This is a genomic window from Lysinibacillus sp. LZ02 (assembly GCF_050613145.1).
Classification (GTDB): domain Bacteria; phylum Bacillota; class Bacilli; order Bacillales_A; family Planococcaceae; genus Lysinibacillus_B.
Genome location: NZ_CP192507.1, coordinates 2,552,960 through 2,573,259, shown reverse-complemented (window position 1 = coordinate 2,573,259; position 20,300 = coordinate 2,552,960). Strand labels below are relative to the sequence as shown.

Here is a 20,300-nt window from a genome sequence, read left to right as displayed (position 1 = left end):
TCATCAGGTGGAAAAGAAAATTTGAAAAAGATGGTAACGGTAATAGCATTTTGATAAACTTGGAGTACAAAGTGAAAACTCCTCTCGTGGTTTGTCTAGTCAACAATTACAATACGTGAGTTTTCGCTTCCCTTCTATAATTAAATGTAAAATTATTGAATTGATAGAAAATCAAGCACGAGTTATGGTGGAGAGCCAGAATATAGGTGAGAAAAGAGGATTTAAACGTATTGTGTTGATAATATTTACAGTTATTATTTCGTTTTTTGTGTTGATTCTTTCTGTGAGCTTTATTAATCATAAAATACAATTGTCAAAAGAAGGAGAACTATTTGTTCCGACTGGGCAACTTGTAGAAGTTAATGGTCATCAAATGCACGTTTATATAGAAGGAAAAGGAGAGGAAACTCTTGTTTTTATGTCTGGTGGTGGCACAAGCTCACCTGCATTAGATTTTAAATCACTTTATTCCTTGTTAAGCGATAAATATAAAATTGCTGTTGTTGAAAAGGCAGGTTATGGATTTAGCGAAGTCACAGATACTGATCGAGACATCGATACAATTCTAGCTGAAACAAAAGAAGCTCTTTTTAAATTAGGAGTTGAAGGCCCATATATTTTATTTCCTCATTCTATGTCTGGCATTGAAGCCTTGAAATGGGCGCAAGACTATCCTGATGAAATAAAAGCTATTATTGGATTAGATATGGCTGTTCCAGCTGCATATGAAGATTTAGATATCAATATGTTCCTCGTTCGATTAGGTACTTTAGCTGCAAATATGGGTTTAACCAGGTGGATTCCAAATCTATCGGAAAGTGACGCAATAAAATACGGAAATTTAACAGATAAAGAGAAAAAGTTGTATAAAGTAATTTTTTATCGAAGAACATTGACTAAAGATATGATCAATGAAATAAATAAGATAAAAGCAAATGCACAAAAAGTCAAAAAAGTTGGAATGCCGAACATTCCTATATTGTTGTTTGCATCCAATGGTGAGGGAACAGGTTTTGATCATAAAACGTGGAATGGAATTCAACATGATTTTATTAGTATGATTTCTAATGGTAAATTAATTGAGTTAGACTCCTCTCACTATGTTCATAGTATTGACTATGAGCGAATAGCTGAGGAATCAGAAGAGTTTATAGAAAGTTTAAATCGTTAATATTAGCGAATATTTAACTTTTATACAGCTCTTTTTTTCTTATTGTATTAACGGCGCAGTAGTTTTCAGCGTTACACTTATTAACTTTGAAATTCAGATTAGTAGAATAGAAGGAAAATGGAACTTTAGTCAAAATCATTCACTAGAAAGACAGAAAAATGTAGTACGTGGATTAAATTCGTCCGATCAATATAATGCGAAAGAAATTGAAATGTTAATGGAAGAACATATAGAAAGGGAAGATAGGCATGGAGATTGAACAATTGACGGAAAATCGTTTAGAAGAAACAAGTAAGTTGCTCGATGAATATCGCCAGTTTTATGAGCAACCAAGTGATGTAGTAGCGGCGAAGCATTTTTTACAACACCGCTTGGTAAACAAAGATTCTATAATATTTATTGCAATAATTGAACATGTAACGGTTGGATTTGTCCAGCTTTATCCTACGTTTTCTACAGTTGGGCTAAAGCGAGCGTATATTTTAAATGATTTATACGTAAGTCCAATTGCTCGGCAAAAAGGCGTAGCACAAGCGCTCATTGAACAATGCTTTACTTTTTGTGAGGCGCAAAATGCACGTTATATTACATTAGAAACAGCAATCTCCAATGTACAAGCGCAACAACTTTATGAAAAAGTCGGAATGCATATAGAAGATAGCGTCTTACATTATATTAAATATTGGTAGGTGGTATTGTGATGTTTACAATTCAAATAAATGCTGATACGTATTTAGGTCTATTAGAAAAACGACATGCAGAAGAGCTGTTTACATTGACGGATAGTAGCCGCTCTTACTTAAGAGAATGGTTACCGTGGGTCGATGCTACAAAGTCAGTAGCAGATTCGGAGAGTTTTATTGATTTTACGCTTCAGCAATTTGCGAAAAACAATGGCTTTCAGTTAGCCATTTGCTATCAGGGGAAAATTGCTGGTATGATAGGGTTACATAGTATTAACTGGGCAAACCGTTCGACATCGATTGGCTATTGGCTAGGAGAAGAATATCAAGGGAAGGGCTTAATGGTACGTGCATGTGAGGCAGTCATAAAATATTGTTTTATAGAAAATAACTTAAACCGCATAGAAATTCGTGTAGCAACGGGTAATAAAAGAAGTCAAGCCATCCCAGAAAAGCTAGGCTTCCAAAAAGAAGGCTGTGTGCGCCAAGTAGAATGGCTCTATAATCGATTTGTGGATCATGATGTATATGGGCTATTAAAAGAAGACTATGAAAAGCTTTGACTAGTGAAAAATCGCTATGCTATAGTGAAACTAACAAACAATGAAGGGAAGATGGGTGGCCGATGTTAAACTAATCTTATTTTTTGGACCAAATCGAACATTCGATTCAACAAACAATAGGATTAGTCTGCCCATTTCCATAAATAACGTAGCTTATCTTTAAAGGGATAAGTGTATTTGTGCATGCTGTAGATTAATCCTTCCAATTCAATTTGGGAGGGTTTTTTTGTTCCTCCCAAGCTTAGGAGGACTGTGTATGAAAGAACTATTAAAGCTAAACAATGTTATGATTTCGATTCAAGAGCAACCGCTTTTGAAAGAAATCACGTTAACGATCAAGGAGAACGAAGTAATCGGTATTATTGGAAAAAATGGTGCGGGGAAATCGACACTGCTTGAAGTTATTGCACAAAATAGAAAACCATCAACCGGAATGATCCAACACCTCCAACCAATCGAAATTGCCTATGTAAAGCAGGAGGCAGAGTACTTTTCAGCTGAACAAATAAAGCGGCTATGGTCGATTCCTAATGTTTCTTATGAAAACTTGAGTGGTGGGGAGAAGCTAAAATTCCGATTAATGCAAGGGTTTCAAGCAAATGCACATATTTTATTATTAGATGAGCCGACGAATCATTTAGATGCCCAGTCTTTACTGCTACTCGTAGAAGAAATCAAAAGCTATCAAGGTGCTGTCGTGATTGTCTCGCATGATCGCCACTTTTTAGACGAAGTTGCGACAACGATTTGGGCGATTGAAGACGAGCAAATAACCTCGTACCAAGGAAACTACACGACCTATAAAAAGCAACGTGACGAACAGCGGAAGGCACAGCAACATCAATATGAAGTGCAGCAAAAGGAATTTGAACGAGTTGAGCAACAGCTAGCTAATTTAGCCTCTTGGTCAGAAAAAGCACATCGGCAATCAACGAAGCAGGAAGGTTTCAAAGAGTTTTATCGTGTCAAGGCAAAGCGGATGGATGCGCAAGTAAAGTCCAAACGTAAACGGTTAGAAAAAGAGTTTGACAAGCATCAAGTAGAGGCAGTGAAAGAGGAATATGCGGTTGATTTTTCCATTCCTCAGAGCAGAAAGCGCGGTAAGCGATTAATGGAGCTAAAAAATGTTAGCAAAAGCTATAGCAACCGTCACTTATTAAAGCACGTGAATGGAACGATGCTTACAGGTGATAAAATTGCGCTCGTTGGTCCAAATGGAGCAGGGAAAACAACATTACTTAATATACTGATGGGGCTTGAAACGGCTGAAGGTGAGATTTGGCTTTCACCAACGGCACAAATCGGTTATTTAACACAAAATGTATTTGATTTGCCATTAGATCAAGCGCCAGAACAGTTTTTCTATCAACCGACATTTGAAGGGCGCGGAAAAGTGCAACATTTAATGAAACGCCTTGGCTTTACGAGTGTACAGTGGGCACAGCCTTTTGATAGTATGAGCATGGGCGAGCGTGTGAAATGTAAACTGATGCAATACATTTTGGAGCAAAAAGATTTGCTTATACTTGATGAACCGACCAATCATTTAGACTTGCCATCACGTGAACAGCTTGAAAAAACATTGCAGCATTACAATGGTTCATTGCTTGTTGTTTCACATGACCGTTATTTTGTCGAAAAAATAACGAATAAAACGTGGGAAATAAAAAATGGTCAAATAAAAGCACCAATAGCAATTCAAAAGGCAGATACAAATGAGGCAAGGCGGTTGCAGCTATTAAATGAACAGCAAGAAATACTAGGGAAGTTATCGTTTATGACGACGAGTCATCCGGAATATGCCCAATTAAATCGGCGTTTTAATGAAATCGTAGCGGTGTTAAAAGAAATGTAAAAATAGTAGAAGCGGCTACCGCTTCTACTATTTTAAGTTAACAACAATAAAAAAACGGTTGACATAAAAAAGCTTATTCTATATTATTTTTGTTAACATAAAAATTTCTAAGGTTAACTTATAAATTCTATGCGATATAGGTGATTTTTTAATCAGCGTATGATTCTTTTTTCGCCTATATACGATTTCATTGATTGATAGGAGTGTCTTTTGTGGAAACAGTATCAAAACCTTTACCAAAGTGGCGCGTCGTTGATTTAGTACATTGCGGATTATTTGCGACGCTAATGATGATTGGTGCCAATATTACAGCATTTGCGCCGTTTTTAGTAATCGGCGGTGTACCGATTACACTACAAACATTTTTTGCGATTCTTGCTGGTCTTGTGCTTGGTAGCAGAAAAGGGGCAATCGCTTGTACAGTTTATATGTTGGTTGGTATTGCAGGTGCACCAGTCTTTGCAAAATTTAGTGGTGGCTTCTCAGCTATTTTATTGCCAACATTTGGATTTGTTGTAACATTTATTTTAAGTGCATTTATAGCTGGTTGGATTGTGGAGCGTTTCCAAACGTTTACGTCTTATGTTGTTGCAGCTTTACTAGCAATGGCTGTAAACTATGTAATTGGGACAAACTGGATGTACTATGCTTATACATTATGGGCGGGGGCACCAGAAGGATTCTCATACAAAATGGCTTGGGCTTGGATGATTCCACCAATGCCAAAAGATATCGTTTTAGCAATTTTTGCAGGTTTCTTTGCTTATCGTATTCAGAAAACATTGAAATTTATTCCGATTAAATAGAAATAGCAAAATCCAGTTACCTGTTCTGCAAGGTACTGGATTTTATTATATTTAAAAATAAGTTTTACTTATTAATATGCTTTCGGTCGAGAGGTTGTCTCTTTTATGTAGAATATTTCTGCAGAAAGAATATTATGAAATAATATTAAATTGCATAATTCATTCCTTCCTGTTAAGATAGTAACTATCTTGAAATAACATCACCTTGTCAAGAACAAGGCATATACAACGCGTTGAATGCTATGGATCACACTATAGCAGGAGCATTTTCTGGAGAGAACGCATAAAGCGTCGCCGAAGGGTTCACTATCTCAGGCAAAAGGACAGAAGGGTAATAAAGATCAGCTATTTTAGCTGAATGGTTTACATGTTACACGTAAATTTGACGATTTCTTGTCAATGTCGATTTATAGCTTTAACATGTCGAATTTTTTTGTTATTCTTACGTTTAATGAGACTAGTGCTATTTGCCACTAGTCTCTTTTGTATTTTATAGCATATGTAAGCTTATAAAATTGTCGTAAGTGAACTCGCGAATATGTTGTTTCAAAAGTACATCTTGGGGGAATCAGCATGGAACTAAAGCGAGATTTAAAAAATCGCCACGTACAGCTTATTGCGATTGGCGGTACGATTGGTACAGGTCTATTTTTAGGTTCTGGTAAGGCAATAGCACTTGCAGGACCAAGTATTATATTGGCCTATTTAATTGTCGGGATTGCATTATTTTTTGTGATGCGTGCACTCGGTGAATTATTATTGTCAAATGCAGGATACACAACATTTACCGATTTTGCGACAGAATATATTGGACCGTGGGCAGGGTATGTAACAGGTTGGACTTATTGGTTTTGTTGGATTATGACAGCGATGGCAGACATTATTGCTGTAGGTATTTACGCACAATACTGGTTTGATATTCCGCAGTGGGTACCGGCACTGATTTGTGTTGTCGTATTGCTTGCTTTAAATTTATTAACAGTAAAATTATTTGGTGAATTAGAGTTTTGGTTTTCACTTATTAAAGTGGTGACAATTGTTGCGATGATTGTCATTGGGCTATATATGATTGTAACTGGCTTGCAAACAGATGCAGGTACAGCGAGTGTGTCAAACTTATGGGCGCATGGTGGATTTTTCCCGAATGGCATTAGTGGGTTTTTACTTGCATTCCAAATGGTTGTCTTTGCCTTCGTTGGGGTGGAACTCGTTGGGGTAACAGCTGCTGAAACAGCCGATCCGAAGAAAAACATTCCATCTGCGATTAATAAAATTCCCGTACGTATTTTATTATTCTACGTAGGTGCATTATTTGTTATTTTAGCAATCAACCCTTGGAATACGATGACAGCGAATAGCTCGCCATTTGTACAAGTATTCACATTAGCAGGTATTCCGATTGCAGCGGGTATTATTAACTTTGTTGTGATGACTTCTGCTGCATCAGCAGGGAACTCAGGGATGTTCTCAACGAGCCGCATGTTATTTAATTTAGGTTCAAATAATCAAGCGAGTGCAAAATTTGCGAAGTTAAATAAACGAAGTGTACCGCAACATGCATTAATCGTATCAACGATTGTCGTATCAGTAGGGGCATTACTAAGTAAGTTAATGCCGGATGATGCATTTAGCTTAGTTACAACGATTAGTGCCATCTGTTTTATTTGGGTGTGGAGCATTATTTTAATTTCACACATTATTTATAAAAAGAAAAATCGTGCATTACATGAAGCATCAACATTCAAAGCACCGTTCACACCATTTATAAACTATGTAGTACTCGCATTCTTTGTATTTTTATTAGGGATTATGCTGTATGCAGAAGCGACACGAACAGCATTGTTACTCACACCCGTTTGGTTTATTTTATTAATCATCCTATATCGTATTCGAGTGAAAAAAGCCGTCTAAAAAGACATTTGTGACCACTGCAGGAGCAATATTTCTTAATGGATACTAAGGGGATGTTCAGGAAGTTTTTACTTTCTGAACATCCCCTTTATACGTTTAAACAGATTTCTAGACGATAGGGAATGGATATGTTATTATTATCTCGAATTAGAGATAATTGAATTTGAAATAAAAGAGGTGAAAGGATGGAACAGCGAAATCAGGTGTTACATGCGATTACTGTATTACTTCGAGCCTCAAGGTCTTTAGAGGATTTATTGAAAAAAGATATGGCACAATATCATTTAAATGCCACGGAATTTGCCGTGCTTGAATTTCTATACCATAAAGGGGAACAGCCGATTCAAGTCATTGGGAACAAGATTTTAATTGCAAGCAGTAGTATTACGTATGTCATTGATAAACTGGAGCAAAAGGGGTATGTGAAGCGACGTGGTTGTCCCAATGATCGCCGCGTCATTTATACAGGCATCACAGCTGAAGGGGAGGCATTCATGAAGGAGATCTTCCCTGTGCACGAGCAAAAAATGACACAATTATTTTCATGTTTATCGAATGAGGAAGTAGAACAGATGATTCAACATCTCAAAACAATCGGCTTAGCGGCGGAAAATAATTAGGAGGTATTCAGATGGAATTATTAAAAGGAATTCACCATGTAACAGCGATTACAAGTAGTGCAGAGGAAAACTATCAATTTTTTACGTATGTACTCGGCATGCGTTTAGTGAAAAAAACAGTCAATCAAGATGATATTCAAACATATCATTTATTTTTCGCAGATGATAAAGGATCAGCAGGTACAGATGTCACGTTTTTCGATTTCCCAGGTATCCCGAAAGGACAGCATGGAACAAATGAAATTGCAATTACTGCATTTCGTGTGCCAAATGATGAAGCATTAGCTTATTGGGAAAAGCGCTTTACACGATTAAATGTGAAGCATGAAGGAATTCAAGAACAGTTTGGCAAAAAAGTATTACCGTTTGTTGATTTTGATAACCAACAATATCAATTAATTTCAGATGAACACAATCAAGGAGTTGCTTCAGGTACGCCGTGGCAAACTGGTCCGATTCCACTTGAATATGCGATTACGGGGCTTGGTCCAGTCACAATTCGTATTGCCGACTTTGATTTCTTCCAGCAAGTGCTTGAACGTGTTTTCCAATTTACATTAACAGCAAGTGATGGAAATACACATTTATTTGAAGTAGCGGAAGGTGGCAACGGTGCAAGTGTTATCATCATTCACGATGAAGCAAGTCCAACTGGCAGACAAGGTTATGGCACAGTGCATCACGTAGCGTTTCGGGTGGAGGACAAAGAGGCATTAGTGGCATGGCAAGAGCGGATTGAAGCTTTTGGTTTCCAAACATCTGGATTTGTGGACCGTTATTTCTTCGGCTCGCTCTATACAAGAGTCGCTCCGCAAATATTATTTGAACTAGCGACAGACGGGCCAGGATTTATGGGAGATGAGCCATATGAAACACTTGGTGAAAAACTATCTTTACCACCATTCTTTGAAGAAAAACGTACACAAATTGAGCAATTAGTACGCCCAATTGATACAGTACGTAGCACAATCCAATTTGAAAAAGAATATGAGTAGTGATATGTCAGCCGTCATGTGATGGTCATAGATATTTTATCGTCCATAGTAAGATTCCTTGTTTCAATCATCGAAGTATTTTTCGTATTTTTAATTGGGACAATGATGGAAACACGACTTGCTACGATTCGGTTAATCATAGGGTAGTATATGCGATAGTCAAATGAGATGAAGATATCATCGATTGGTTTTTTACTATATAAATCATCTTAAAACTGTCGACAGTTAACAGTCTAAAAGCTATGGTATACGAACAAAACATCGTTGCATTCGGTCTAAACCTTGCGTATCCGAGCAAAAGCCCGCGGTTAACGGTCTAAAAGCTACCGTATTCGGTCTAAACATCCCCTTATGAGCAAAACACTACCGTTATGCTGGAACATTAAAATGTATATATAATCGACGTGTTCGTTGCCTATTTGGCGGCGTTGGTGATGGGAAATAGTAGATATGTAAATATAGTGAATGGAGTATCAATAATAGCGATATTATTGGTACTCTTTTCTTATTGTGTAAAAATAGTATTTAAACATACAAATTTTTGTCATTTGTTCGTCTAATGTAGAAAGAGGTGAGTGAAGTGGATTTTGAAGAGCTGTATGAAAGATATTTTCATTCGATTTATCGCACGATTTTTTACATGGTAGATGACGAGACGTTAGCAGAGGATTTAACACAGGAGACCTTTTTACGTGTTTATAAAGGTAATTTTAAACAGCAAGCGAAACTATCAACATACATACACCAAATTGCAAGAAATTTAGTCGTCGATCATTACAGGCGAAAGGCATTAATTCATTGGTTACCGTTTCAGACGAAGCATGAGAAAACGGAGATACATTTTGTGCCACATACATGGATTGAGCAAGAAGAAAGTCGAGCTATGCTATACGCTGCACTACAAACATTAAAAAGAGAACACCGAGCAGTGGTAATTTACCGAAAAATCGAACAGCTTTCTATCGAAGAAACGGCGCATATTTTAGGATGGTCCACGACGAAGGTTGCTAATACACAGCGTACAGCAATGAAAGCATTAGAACGGTTACTTAGGGGGGATGAAAATGGATTTGCATAAACAATTACAAGAGCTTGAAAAATTACCTGTGGACGAAGGAATGAAAAGAGCGATGTATCATCAGATTCAGCGCCCAAAAAAGAACAATTATATTTGGAAAGAGCTAGCATTGATTGTAGGCATTGTACTACTTGCGATTGTTTTAATAATTCCTCCCCAATCACAGTCTACTGCTACAGGTACTATTCAAGAGGTGTATAAATATTTTGGCGGAGATGAAGGAGAATTTTATGGTCGTGCCTCAATGCTTTATATCGGTGTAGACCGTGTGCTAAATGAAGAGGTAAAGGAATTTTTTGCTACCATTAAAAAAGAAGAGTTTACACAAGAAGGGAAATTAGGTCGTCATATTGCGGATGTAGTGGTCGTGCAAGATGATGGAGTTCAACATCGTTACCAAGTGTCTGAGTATGATATGCTCGATGTGGATACCGGACTGTATTATTCGGGGGAATCGGAACGGTACAGCGAAGTATTTAATGAGTTATATAGTGTAGATGTATTACCTATGTGGCCACAATTGATCGTGCTTATTGTATTAATTCATCAAGCGATATTAAATCGTATGTATAAAAAGAAGGGGTTTCATCGTCCGAAATATTTTAAAGGCGCATATGTACCAGTTGGATTGTTTGTCGGGATTTTTAGTAGTTCAGTACTGTGGCATATTTATATCGGTCCACTGTATCAACCGATATTATTGATAGTTTGCATTGCTTGGGTTTATATAGCTTGGAGAGCCCTAAAGCCACAACTCCCAACGTCGTTATTTTATACAGTGGAAAAAATAAATCTGCTCCTTATAATACTAGTGATCATCATGGTTATTATGAGCTTCTAATATATTGCCAAAGAAGGGTGTTAACAATTGCTAACACCCTTTTACTCATGTAAAAGTACTTATTTAATCCCTTCAGTACGCAATGCCTCATAAATCATTTTCGCAACGTGCTTTCTGTACGTTTAGGGGGGAATACATTAGAAAATTGTATATTTTCAAGTGCCATATCATACGCTTTTATGAAAATTCATTCACTATACATTTCAGCAAGTGAAAGGACGTTTCATCCGAATGAGTGCTTTTGTCGAGTTCATTAAATAGGAGGAATGAGGATGTCAGAGACGCTTGTACAAACGAATTTCGGACAAGTGATAGGGGAACAAGTGGATGGAATTGCGGTTTGGAAAGGGATTCCTTATGCGAAAGCCCCAATTGGAAAACTCCGATTTAGTCCACCACAAAGTCCTGATGCATGGGAAGGGGTATATGAAGCGATACAATTTGGTCCTTCAGCTATACAGCCTGAAAGGGAGATGATGAGATTTCTAGATGCTCATGTCGAGGAAGATGAGATGAGTGAAGATTGTCTGTATTTAAATATTTGGTCACCGGCAGCAGATAATAAAAAAAGAGCGGTGATGGTATGGATTCATGGTGGTGCCTTTATGAATGGCTCAGGTAACAGCAAATCTTACAACGGAGCATCGTTTGCAGTTCATCATGATGTAGTCGTTGTCACTATCAATTATCGACTAGGCGTTTTCGGATTTTTGCATTTAGGTAGTGTCGATAATGAGCAATTTGCAGGTACGGGGAACTGCGGCATACTTGACCAAGTAGCGGCGCTTAAATGGGTTAAAGAAAATATTGAAGCATTCGGCGGTGACCCGAATAATATTACGGTATTTGGTGAATCTGCAGGTGCTATGAGTATTGGTATATTATTGGCCATTCCTTCTGCAAGTGGTTTGTTCCAAAAGGCGATTTTACAAAGTGGGGCTGCACGAAATGTATTGCCATCTGTAGTGGCAACACAAGTATGTACAGATATTTTAGCAAAACTCGGAATAGATAAGGAGCATTTATCGAGATTAGAAGAGGTATCAACAGCAGAATTGTTAGAAGCATCAAAGCATGTATCACCGATGTTACTTGGTCCGGTCATTGATGGTGTCGTGATTCAAGAACCACCGGAACTATCCATTGTAAATGGGGCAAGTAAGCATATCGATCTGTTAATCGGAACGACAAAAGATGAATACTGCTTATTTACGTATATTGATACGGCACTAGATGGATTAGATGAAGAGGGGATTGATCTGTATTTAAAGAAAATGCTCACACATAAATGGGATCAAATTAAACCAAATTTACAGCACGAAACCTTGAATAAAGAGTTAGTTGAAAAAGTACTAACATTTGATGTATTTACAGCACCAGCCATTTGGTTAGGAGAGCAGCAAGCAAGGCAAGGTGCATCTGTTTGGATGTATCGATTTGATTGGGAATCGCCCGTACTAAATGGCGAATTAAAAGCATGTCATGCACTTGAAATCCCTTTTGTCTGGCATCAACTCAATAAAAGTACAGAGTTTTTATTAGGTAGCGCCCCTGATTATACACTCGCTCACCATATGCATAAAGCATGGGCTACTTTTGCGAAAGAAGGAGACCCGAATATTGAAGAGCTGCCGACATGGCCAGCATATCATGTAAAAAATAGAGAAACGATGCTTTTTGACCTGAATTGTCAAATAGTCCAAAATCCTGATAAACAGTACCGATTAATTTGGGATGCCGTATCACTAAGTGCTAATTAAGTATGTAGTAATGTATGAAGAATACATTAAAATAGAATGACTTGAATGAAATGAATATCGGATAGCCTGCTAAAGACGAATCCAGTAGGCTATCTAGATTTATGAAAGAGGATGTCATCACTGGACAAGTTATCCCGCATTAACGGGCATTAATACTCCCACCTCAAGGCTTAAGGAAAATCGAGAAGCATAGGTAGGAGATCAACTGTCCGTAAAAGCCCGATTGGTTCAACTAACAATCAGTGGGGATGAGGGCCGACTAAAATACGTCACGTCCGTGTGACGACGTCGGCATTAGTACGTCCTGTACGTCAAAACCCCCACTGATTGAAGTTTCACTTTATTGTAGACAGAGGCAGCTCTTAATAGAAGTAATACAGAACGGAGTGGATGTATGGAGTTCCGATTAACGGAAGAGCAAAAAATGGTGCAGGAAACGATTCGTCAATTTGTGAAAGAGGAACTTATTCCGCTTGAGGATGAAGTACTAAAAAATGAGCGAGAGGGGGGCAGACCAAGTTTACCCCCTGAAAAAGTAAAAGAGCTACAATTAAAAGCAAAAGAAATGGGTTTCTGGGGTATTGATACACCAGAAGCGTATGGCGGTGTAGATTTTGATCTAATGATGTTAGCTATCGTTTTAATGGAATTGGCAAAAACATTCGTGCCATTTACGTTTGGGGGCTCTGCTGACCATATCCTTTATTATGCCAATGAAGAGCAAAAGAAAAGATATTTAATACCAACAATTAATGGAGAGAAGAAGTCATGCTTTGCGATGACAGAGCTAAATGATGGATCACATAAACCGAACATTCAAATGCTAGCTGTAAAAGACGGCAACGAATGGGTGTTACGTGGAGAGAAGACATGGATCACAGATGGACATGAAGCGGACTTTGTGATGGTCATTGCTGTGACAGATAAAGAGGCGTATGAAAAAACAGGGCGAGACGGTGTGACATGCTTTATTGTAGATCGTGAAATGGGATGGACGTCTAAAATTGTTCCGACGATGAGAGAAGGAAATCCAACAAGCTTAGTATTCGATCATGTACGTGTACCAGAAGAAAATATTTTAGGTGATGTGCACGAGGGCTACAATTTAGGACTTGAATCGGTTAGCTTTGCACGCTGGATTGCAAGTGTACGAGCTGTTGGTGCGGCGGAGCATCTATTACAAATGGCGATAGATTATTCAAAAGAACGTGAAACAGTTAGTAAGTCTATGGTGGAGCATGAAGCAATGCAACAGATGATGGCCAATTATGCTGGTGATATTGAAGCAGCAAAACGGTCAGTGCTAAATGCTGCATTTACGCTAGATAAAGAGGGAGATAATAAGCATGTGGCATCGCTGGTGAAATTATTTGAAGCGAATATGGGGAACTACGTGGTAGACAGTGTTTTACAAATTTACGGAGATATTTATACGAAAGAATTGCCGATGGATCGTTGGTACCGTGAAGCGCGGCTATGGCGAATTTATGAGGGGACAGATGAAAATCAGCACACGATTATCGCTCGCAATCTAGTAGAACAACAAGTGAAAATAGGGCAATATGTTTAATCAAAGAGGAAGGCTTTATTGAAGTAAGACCAAATTTCAAAGGGATTTGGTCTTTTTGTGATGATGAATACATGAGTGATTTTAGGGGGAGGCGAGGATTACCTTCAGTGGCTAGAAGAAAAATTTTCTAAGTATCAAGCAGATTTTTACTGAAAAGTATAATTTTTTAATATATTAAAAACGATGTACCTGTATCAATACTGTATGTTGCACTTTTCTTAAAAATTAGCCAATTAACACTGGATTTCAGTAGATTCAATGACAAGACATTATAAAAAAACATTTTTCTAAAATTTTGATGCAGTTTTTTTCAATATAATTTGTGAATTTCTTTTGAACATAGTGGCATATAAAGAATAAAAACAAATTTGAAAGCGCTTTTGAAAAAGGGGTTGACAGTTATATTAATTCTTATTATTCTGAAAATACCAACCGGTCAGTATTTGTGCTTTTAAAAAAGATTCCATCATTTTGTAATAAAAATAGTATAGAGAAGTGCTTAGTAAATAATCCTTTCTTAATTCAACGGATGCATGTTAATGAACATCTCGATTATAAACTTAAGATAGTTGTTTAATCATGTTTATATAAATAAACGAAAAGTTTCAGAGAGTAAAAAGTTCTAAAAGGGGTACTTCACCTGTTTTACTAGATGCTAACGTTCACCTTAATAGTGTTTGCTAGTTCATATATAAACATAGAGGAAGGGGAATTGGATGAAACAAGAAAAAGTTTGGTATAGTCATTACCCTGAGTCGATTTCACCTGATATAGAATTTCCCGTAACAACGATGGTGGATATTTTGAAGGAAACCGTCGAGAAAATCCCTAAACATATTGCTATTAAATTTTATTCGAAAGAAATTAGTTATCAAGAATTATGGTCGCTTAGTTCACTGTTTGCCGCTTCACTTCAGCAAGGTGGTATTGCTAAAGGGGACCGAGTTGCGATTATGTTACCTAACTGTCCTCATTATATTATTTCATATTATGGCATTTTGAAAGCAGGCTCCATTGTTACACAAGTAAATCCTATGTATCTCGAAAAGGAACTAGTTCACATACTAAACGACTCTGGCGCAAAAGCAATAGTCGTATACGAACCATTATATCCTCGCATTAAAGCAATTGCCGATCAAACCGCACTAGAACATATTATTGTTGTTAGTTTTCAATCTGAAAGTTTCTCGTTAGCAGAAGATCGATCATTCGAACAATTCATTAATCAAGGTATGAACGTATCTTTAACTCCAATTACAATTAATCCAGTAGAAGATATTGCTGTTTTACAATACACAGGTGGCACGACAGGTGTCTCTAAAGGTGCTATGTTAACGCATCGTAATATTGCTGTAAATGCTCAACAATGTAAAGCGTTTTTTGATGAAGAGCATGAGTTTGGTGAAGGGAAATGTCTAACAGTCATCCCATTATTCCATGTATTTGGTATGACCTCCTGTATGAACTTATCTATCTTAAATGGTACGACAATCATTTTACTCCCAAGATTTGAACTAGAAGAAGTGTTTCAGACAATTAAAGTAGAACAACCAACGAAATTCCCTGGTGTGCCAACAATGTTTATTGCACTCGTTAATCATCCAAATGCAGAAAGCTATGGCATTAATAGTATTCGCATTTGCAATAGTGGTAGTGCGCCGATGCCTGTACAAATGATGAATGAATTTGAAGGGAAAACAGGCGCTAAAATTTTAGAAGGATTCGGTTTGTCTGAAGCTGCACCTGCTACGCATTGCAACCCGCCATTTGGTCAACGGAAACCAGGAAGCGTAGGAATTGGTCTACCGGGAACAGATTATAAAATTGTTGATTTATCTACTGGAGAACAAGAAGTACCAGTTGGTGAGCTAGGGGAATTAGTTATTCGTGGTCCACAAGTGATGAAAGGGTATTGGAATATGCCAGAGGAAACGCAAGTAACACTTCGAAATGGTTGGCTCTATACAGGTGATATCGCAAAGGTAGATGAGGATGGCTATCTTTACATTGTGGATCGAAAGAAAGATTTAATTATTGCAAGTGGTTACAATGTATACCCACGTGATATTGAAGAATTATTATATGAACATCCGGCTGTACAGGAGGCGGTTGTTATTGGCGTACCTGATGAATACCGAGGGGAAACAATTAAAGCCATCCTCGTAAAAAAAGCGGGACATGATGTAACAGAGCAGGAAATGATTGATTGGGTACGAAAGCGGATAGCAACATATAAAGTACCACAATATGTAGAGTTTCGTGATGAGTTGCCAAAAACAATGGTAGGTAAAATTCTTCGAAGAGCGTTAAGGGAGGAAAATGTAATTAACCAAAAAGGGTCGTGACCGTATGAAGGAAGAGATTGCAAAAAATAGCGTAAAACTCTTTGAACAGAAAGGATTTACCGAAACTTCTATTCAAGATATTGTCGATTCATTAGGCGTAACGAAAGGGACATTTTATTACTATTACACAAGTAAAGAAAATTTGCTGATGGAAATTCATCTTCATTATATAGATGATTTATTAAAGAAACAAAAAACCATTTTAGAAAGTGTCAAAAGCTTTCGAGGTAAACTTGTTGAGATAGTTAAATTAATCATTCATGACATCGAATTACATGGCGCACACGGTCGTGTTTACTTTCGAGAAATACGTAATTTAACACCCGAACATAATAAAACAATAAAAGGTAAAAGAGAAGAATTTCGTGTAAATGTTATGCAAGTGATTACAAAAGGAATTCAATCCGGGGAATTTCGAAAAAACCTCCACCCAAAGATGATTTCCTTTGCCGTATTAGGGGTGACAAATTGGAGTTATCATTGGTTCCAACCATGTGGAAAATTAACTGTCAAGGAATTGGCGGATATGTATGTAGACTTTATTTTAAATGGCATTATAGCAGAAAGGGATGAGCGTGATGAGTATTCAACCAATTAAAAAAATCCTTGTTGTTGGTGCTGGACAAATGGGACATCAAATTGCAATGTGTTGTGCACTTGCTGGTTATGAAACAATTTTGCAAGATGTACAGGAGACAGCTCTTCAACAGGCCAAGAAAACATTACATGAATTAATGAACCAATGGGTAATCAAACAAAAAATAACAACTCTTAAAAAGGAACAGGTGTTTACACAGCTTTCGTTTACAACTGATTTAGTAGAGGGGGCGAAAGAGGCAGATTTAGTCATTGAAGCAATTACAGAGAAGTTAGATGTTAAACGTGAATTATTCAGCGAACTGGATAAAATCACACCAGCACATACCATTTTAGCGACAAACAGTTCGACTATCGTCAATTCTTTACTAGCAGAAGTAACAGAAAGACCAGAGAAAGTTTGTAATATGCATTTCTTTTTCCCACCACTTGTGATGCAATGTGTAGAAGTTGTGATGAGCGATCAAACATCTGAACAAACAGCTCAAGTAGCTCTAGATGTATGTGAGCAAATGGGGAAGAAAGGCTTCTTGCTACGGAAAGAAATTTCAGGGTTTATCGCTAATCGTATTTTAATTGCTATTCAACGTGAAGCTATCCAGCTATATGAAAATGGGATAGCCGATTATGAGGATATAGATGATATTGTCAAAGCAGCACTCGGTCATAAACTTGGACCATTTGAGCTTATCGATTTATCTGGTGCGGATGTTATGTACTATGTGATGGCACAGCAATATGCAGAAACAGGAAAAGAACAAGATAAACCACCTACTTGTATCGTGGAAAAGGTAACAGCGGGCGAGCTTGGGCGTAAAACAGGAAAAGGTTTCTATTCATATGAAAAGGAACAAACACTTAAAAGCTAGATGTTAGTTTAATAGAAACATTTTAGAACAGGTATACTATTCATTTATTTAGGGGGATTTGAAATGGAAACAGTTCACTCAGTAAAAACAATGAAAGCCGTTCAATTTTCAGAATACGGAAGTGCTGATGTACTAAAGTATGTAGATCTTGCTATTCCAACAATCAGTGATCAGGAAGTATTAGTTGAAATTAGAGCTATTGGTGTCAACTTTGCAGATACAGCTAGACGAGAAGGAAAGTATGTTGTACCAACGAAACTGCCCTTTATTCCGGGCTGTGAAATGGCTGGTGTTGTCGTGGCAGTAGGCAAAGAGGTAAAGCAATTTAAACCGGGTATGCGCGTCGTATCACTTATTGAATCAGGTGCATATGCCCAATATGTCAATGTACACGAGATGGTGTTATCCGAAGTACCAGAAGGGGTATCGTTTAATGAGGCGGTTACACTGCCTCTGCAAGGGCAAACTGCTTATCATATTTTAACGACAATGGGGCGTTTAGAAAAAGGTGAAACAGTTCTTGTTCATGCAGCAGCAGGCGGTGTAGGGGCGCTTTCGGTTCAGCTTGCCAAATTGTTAGGTGCAGGGAAGGTTATTGCAACGGCCAGCACGGATGACAAATTAAAGCATGCAAAAGATTTAGGAGCAGACCACGTGGTGAACTACACAGAGCCAGGCTGGGAGCAGCAAGTACGTGAGCTAACAGATGGAAAAGGGGTCGATATTGCACTTGAAATGGTTGGAGGAACTATTTTTAACCAAACGCTAAAATGTCTTGCTGCATTCGGACGACTCATCATTTTTGGTGCGGCAAGTGGAGAAGAGTCCAATTTCAATGCTGGCCAATTAATGCGCAAAAATCAATCGGTAATCGGCTTCTTTTTACCACAAATTATGGCGAAAAGAGCGCTTTATCAAAGTAGTTTAGAACAATTATTGAAATATGTGAACGATGGTGAGCTGAAGTTAACAATTGGTGGTGTTTACCGATTAGATGAAGCTGCTGAGGTGCATCGTTTACTACAAGGAAGACAAACCATGGGGAAACTTGTGCTTGTTCCATAAACATGTACATTTCTTTGAATAGGAGGGGTGGAGATGTCAGAGCTACTTGTACAAACGAGTTTGGGGAAAGTGATAGGGGAACAAGTGGATGGAATTGCGGTTTGGAAAGGGATTCCTTATGCGAAAGCCCCAATTGGAAAACTCCGGTTTAGTCCACCACAAAGTCCTGATGCATGGGAAGGGGTATATGAAGCGACCCAATTTGGTCCTTCAGCTATACAGCCTGAAAGGGAAATGATGAGATTTCTAGATGCTCATGTCGAGGAAGACGAGATGAGTGAAGATTGTTTATATTTAAATATTTGGTCACCCGGAGCAGATAACAAAAAAAGAGCGGTGATGGTATGGATTCATGGCGGCGCATTTATGAATGGCTCAGGTAACAGCAAATCTTACAACGGCGCATCGTTTGCAGCCCATCATGATGTAGTCGTTGTCACCATCAATTATCGACTAGGCGTCTTCGGATTTTTGCATTTAGGTAGTGTCGATAATGAGCAATTTGCGGGTACGGGGAACTGCGGCATACTTGACCAAATCGCGGCGTTGAAATGGGTTAAAGAAAATATTGAAGCATTCGGCGGTGATCCTAATAATATTACGGTATTTGGTGAATCTGCAGGTGCTATGAGTATTGGTATATTATTGGCTATTCCTGCTGCAAGTGGTTTGTTCCAAAAGGCCATTTTACAAAGTGGGGCTGCACGAAATGTATTGCCATCTGTAGTAGCAACACAAGTATGCACAGACATTTTAGCAAAACTCGGCATAGATAAGGAACATTTATCGAGATTAGAAGAGGTGTCAACAGCAGAATTGTTAGAAGCATCAAAGCATGTATCACCGATGTTACTTGGTCCAGTCATTGATGGTGTCGTGATTCAAGAACCACCAGAACTATCTATTGTAAATGGGGCAAGTAAGCATATCGATCTATTAATCGGAACAACAAAAGATGAGTACTGCTTATTTACGTATGTTGATATCGCCCTAGATGGATTAGATGAAGAGGGGATTGATTTGTATTTAAAGAAAATGCTTACACATAAATGGGATCAAATTAAACCAAATTTACAGCACGAAATTTTGAATAAAGAGTTAGTGGAAAAAGTACTAACGTTTGATGTATTTACAGCGCCTGCCATTTGGCTAGCAGAGCAGCAAGCAAAGCAAGGTGCATCTGTTTGGATGTATCGATTTGATTGGGAATCGCCCGTATTAAATGGCGAATTAAAAGCATGTCATGCACTTGAACTCCCTTTTGTCTGGAATCAATTAAATAAAAATACAGAATTTTTATTAGGTAGCGCCCCTGACTATACACTCGCTCACCATATGCATAAAGCATGGGCTACTTTTGCGAAAGAAGGAGACCCGAATATTGAAGAGCTACCGACATGGCCAGCATATCATGTGAAAAATAGAGAAACGATGCTTTTTGACTTGAATTGTCAAACAGTCCAAAATCCAGATAAGCAGTACCGATTAATTTGGGATGCTGTATCACTAAGTGCTAATTAATTAGACATATAGTGACATTTAAATAGAGACCGCCCGTAAGTTAGCGTTCT

General features: G+C 37.9%; 17 protein-coding genes and 1 riboswitch. All 17 genes read left to right on the top strand.

Annotated elements, in window-relative coordinates; translation table 11 throughout:
* Window positions 1–160 precede the first annotated feature (160 nt).
* The 17 genes from ACQQ2I_RS12600 to ACQQ2I_RS12520 all read left to right on the top strand — a co-directional run bounded on the left by ACQQ2I_RS12600 (window position 161) and on the right by ACQQ2I_RS12520 (window position 20,250).
* On the top strand, window positions 161–1,171 hold the full coding sequence (locus ACQQ2I_RS12600; RefSeq protein WP_431027150.1) for an alpha/beta hydrolase: 1,011 nt from the start codon (window positions 161–163) through the stop codon (window positions 1,169–1,171).
* A 248-nt stretch (window positions 1,172–1,419) separates the two neighbouring features.
* On the top strand, window positions 1,420–1,860 hold the full coding sequence (locus ACQQ2I_RS12595) for a GNAT family N-acetyltransferase (protein WP_431027149.1): 441 nt from the start codon (window positions 1,420–1,422) through the stop codon (window positions 1,858–1,860).
* Window positions 1,861–1,871: 11 nt separating this feature from the next.
* A complete protein-coding gene (locus ACQQ2I_RS12590) occupies window positions 1,872–2,417 on the top strand; it encodes a GNAT family N-acetyltransferase (protein WP_431027148.1) in 546 nt (181 codons plus the stop codon).
* Window positions 2,418–2,673: 256 nt separating this feature from the next.
* The gene (abc-f, locus tag ACQQ2I_RS12585) at window positions 2,674–4,272 is read left to right on the top strand and encodes a ribosomal protection-like ABC-F family protein (RefSeq protein WP_431027147.1); all 1,599 of its coding nucleotides are present in this window, start codon (window positions 2,674–2,676) and stop codon (window positions 4,270–4,272) included.
* Between the two features lie 212 nt (window positions 4,273–4,484).
* Window positions 4,485–5,078, top strand: coding sequence for a biotin transporter BioY (locus tag ACQQ2I_RS12580; RefSeq protein WP_431027146.1), 594 nt, complete (start codon window positions 4,485–4,487; stop codon window positions 5,076–5,078).
* Window positions 5,079–5,338: 260 nt separating this feature from the next.
* Window positions 5,339–5,415: riboswitch (glycine riboswitch) on the top strand.
* Window positions 5,416–5,651: 236 nt separating this feature from the next.
* Window positions 5,652–6,989 (top strand): amino acid permease, encoded by a 1,338-nt coding sequence (locus ACQQ2I_RS12575; RefSeq protein ID WP_431027144.1) that lies wholly within the window; start codon window positions 5,652–5,654, stop codon window positions 6,987–6,989.
* Window positions 6,990–7,174: 185 nt separating this feature from the next.
* Entirely contained in the window at window positions 7,175–7,609 is a 435-nt protein-coding gene (locus ACQQ2I_RS12570; RefSeq protein WP_431027143.1) for a MarR family winged helix-turn-helix transcriptional regulator, read from the top strand.
* A gap of 11 nt (window positions 7,610–7,620) precedes the next feature.
* Entirely contained in the window at window positions 7,621–8,604 is a 984-nt protein-coding gene (locus ACQQ2I_RS12565; RefSeq protein ID WP_431027142.1) for a ring-cleaving dioxygenase, read from the top strand.
* Window positions 8,605–9,184: 580 nt separating this feature from the next.
* Window positions 9,185–9,682, top strand: coding sequence for an RNA polymerase sigma factor (locus tag ACQQ2I_RS12560; RefSeq protein ID WP_431027141.1), 498 nt, complete (start codon window positions 9,185–9,187; stop codon window positions 9,680–9,682).
* Window positions 9,669–10,523, top strand: a complete 855-nt coding sequence (locus ACQQ2I_RS12555) for a hypothetical protein (protein WP_431027140.1) — start codon at window positions 9,669–9,671, stop codon at window positions 10,521–10,523. Before ACQQ2I_RS12560 ends, ACQQ2I_RS12555 begins: the two co-directional genes overlap by 14 nt.
* A gap of 272 nt (window positions 10,524–10,795) precedes the next feature.
* Entirely contained in the window at window positions 10,796–12,283 is a 1,488-nt protein-coding gene (locus ACQQ2I_RS12550) for a carboxylesterase/lipase family protein (protein ID WP_431027139.1), read from the top strand.
* Between the two features lie 394 nt (window positions 12,284–12,677).
* Window positions 12,678–13,853, top strand: coding sequence for an acyl-CoA dehydrogenase family protein (locus ACQQ2I_RS12545; RefSeq protein WP_431027138.1), 1,176 nt, complete (start codon window positions 12,678–12,680; stop codon window positions 13,851–13,853).
* Window positions 13,854–14,569: 716 nt separating this feature from the next.
* Window positions 14,570–16,198 carry a long-chain-fatty-acid--CoA ligase gene (locus ACQQ2I_RS12540; RefSeq protein ID WP_431027137.1) on the top strand — a complete coding sequence of 543 codons (1,629 nt, stop codon included), beginning with the start codon at window positions 14,570–14,572 and terminating at the stop codon, window positions 16,196–16,198.
* Window positions 16,199–16,202: 4 nt separating this feature from the next.
* Complete coding sequence (locus ACQQ2I_RS12535) at window positions 16,203–16,796, top strand: TetR/AcrR family transcriptional regulator (protein ID WP_431027136.1); 594 nt, start codon at window positions 16,203–16,205, stop codon at window positions 16,794–16,796.
* Complete coding sequence (locus tag ACQQ2I_RS12530; RefSeq protein WP_431027135.1) at window positions 16,777–17,664, top strand: 3-hydroxyacyl-CoA dehydrogenase family protein; 888 nt, start codon at window positions 16,777–16,779, stop codon at window positions 17,662–17,664. Before ACQQ2I_RS12535 ends, ACQQ2I_RS12530 begins: the two co-directional genes overlap by 20 nt.
* A gap of 90 nt (window positions 17,665–17,754) precedes the next feature.
* Window positions 17,755–18,729: a quinone oxidoreductase family protein gene (locus tag ACQQ2I_RS12525; protein ID WP_431030508.1), complete on the top strand. Its 975-nt coding sequence runs from the start codon at window positions 17,755–17,757 to the stop codon at window positions 18,727–18,729.
* 33 nt (window positions 18,730–18,762) lie between these two features.
* The gene (locus tag ACQQ2I_RS12520) at window positions 18,763–20,250 is read left to right on the top strand and encodes a carboxylesterase/lipase family protein (protein WP_431027134.1); all 1,488 of its coding nucleotides are present in this window, start codon (window positions 18,763–18,765) and stop codon (window positions 20,248–20,250) included.
* Window positions 20,251–20,300 lie beyond the last annotated feature (50 nt).

What these genes read in the sequence shown, in the direction of transcription:
- ACQQ2I_RS12550 (WP_431027139.1), top strand. Translation starts at nt 10,796, where the DNA reads ATGTCAGAGACGCTTGTACAAACGAATTTCGGACAAGTGATAGGGGAA.
- ACQQ2I_RS12570 (WP_431027143.1), top strand. Translation starts at nt 7,175, where the DNA reads ATGGAACAGCGAAATCAGGTGTTACATGCGATTACTGTATTACTTCGA.
- ACQQ2I_RS12520 (WP_431027134.1), top strand. Translation starts at nt 18,763, where the DNA reads ATGTCAGAGCTACTTGTACAAACGAGTTTGGGGAAAGTGATAGGGGAA.
- ACQQ2I_RS12575 (WP_431027144.1), top strand. Translation starts at nt 5,652, where the DNA reads ATGGAACTAAAGCGAGATTTAAAAAATCGCCACGTACAGCTTATTGCG.
- ACQQ2I_RS12545 (WP_431027138.1), top strand. Translation starts at nt 12,678, where the DNA reads ATGGAGTTCCGATTAACGGAAGAGCAAAAAATGGTGCAGGAAACGATT.
- abc-f (WP_431027147.1), top strand. Translation starts at nt 2,674, where the DNA reads ATGAAAGAACTATTAAAGCTAAACAATGTTATGATTTCGATTCAAGAG.
- ACQQ2I_RS12595 (WP_431027149.1), top strand. Translation starts at nt 1,420, where the DNA reads ATGGAGATTGAACAATTGACGGAAAATCGTTTAGAAGAAACAAGTAAG.
- ACQQ2I_RS12540 (WP_431027137.1), top strand. Translation starts at nt 14,570, where the DNA reads ATGAAACAAGAAAAAGTTTGGTATAGTCATTACCCTGAGTCGATTTCA.
- ACQQ2I_RS12535 (WP_431027136.1), top strand. Translation starts at nt 16,203, where the DNA reads ATGAAGGAAGAGATTGCAAAAAATAGCGTAAAACTCTTTGAACAGAAA.
- ACQQ2I_RS12525 (WP_431030508.1), top strand. Translation starts at nt 17,755, where the DNA reads ATGAAAGCCGTTCAATTTTCAGAATACGGAAGTGCTGATGTACTAAAG.
- ACQQ2I_RS12530 (WP_431027135.1), top strand. Translation starts at nt 16,777, where the DNA reads ATGAGTATTCAACCAATTAAAAAAATCCTTGTTGTTGGTGCTGGACAA.
- ACQQ2I_RS12590 (WP_431027148.1), top strand. Translation starts at nt 1,872, where the DNA reads ATGTTTACAATTCAAATAAATGCTGATACGTATTTAGGTCTATTAGAA.
- ACQQ2I_RS12555 (WP_431027140.1), top strand. Translation starts at nt 9,669, where the DNA reads ATGGATTTGCATAAACAATTACAAGAGCTTGAAAAATTACCTGTGGAC.
- ACQQ2I_RS12565 (WP_431027142.1), top strand. Translation starts at nt 7,621, where the DNA reads ATGGAATTATTAAAAGGAATTCACCATGTAACAGCGATTACAAGTAGT.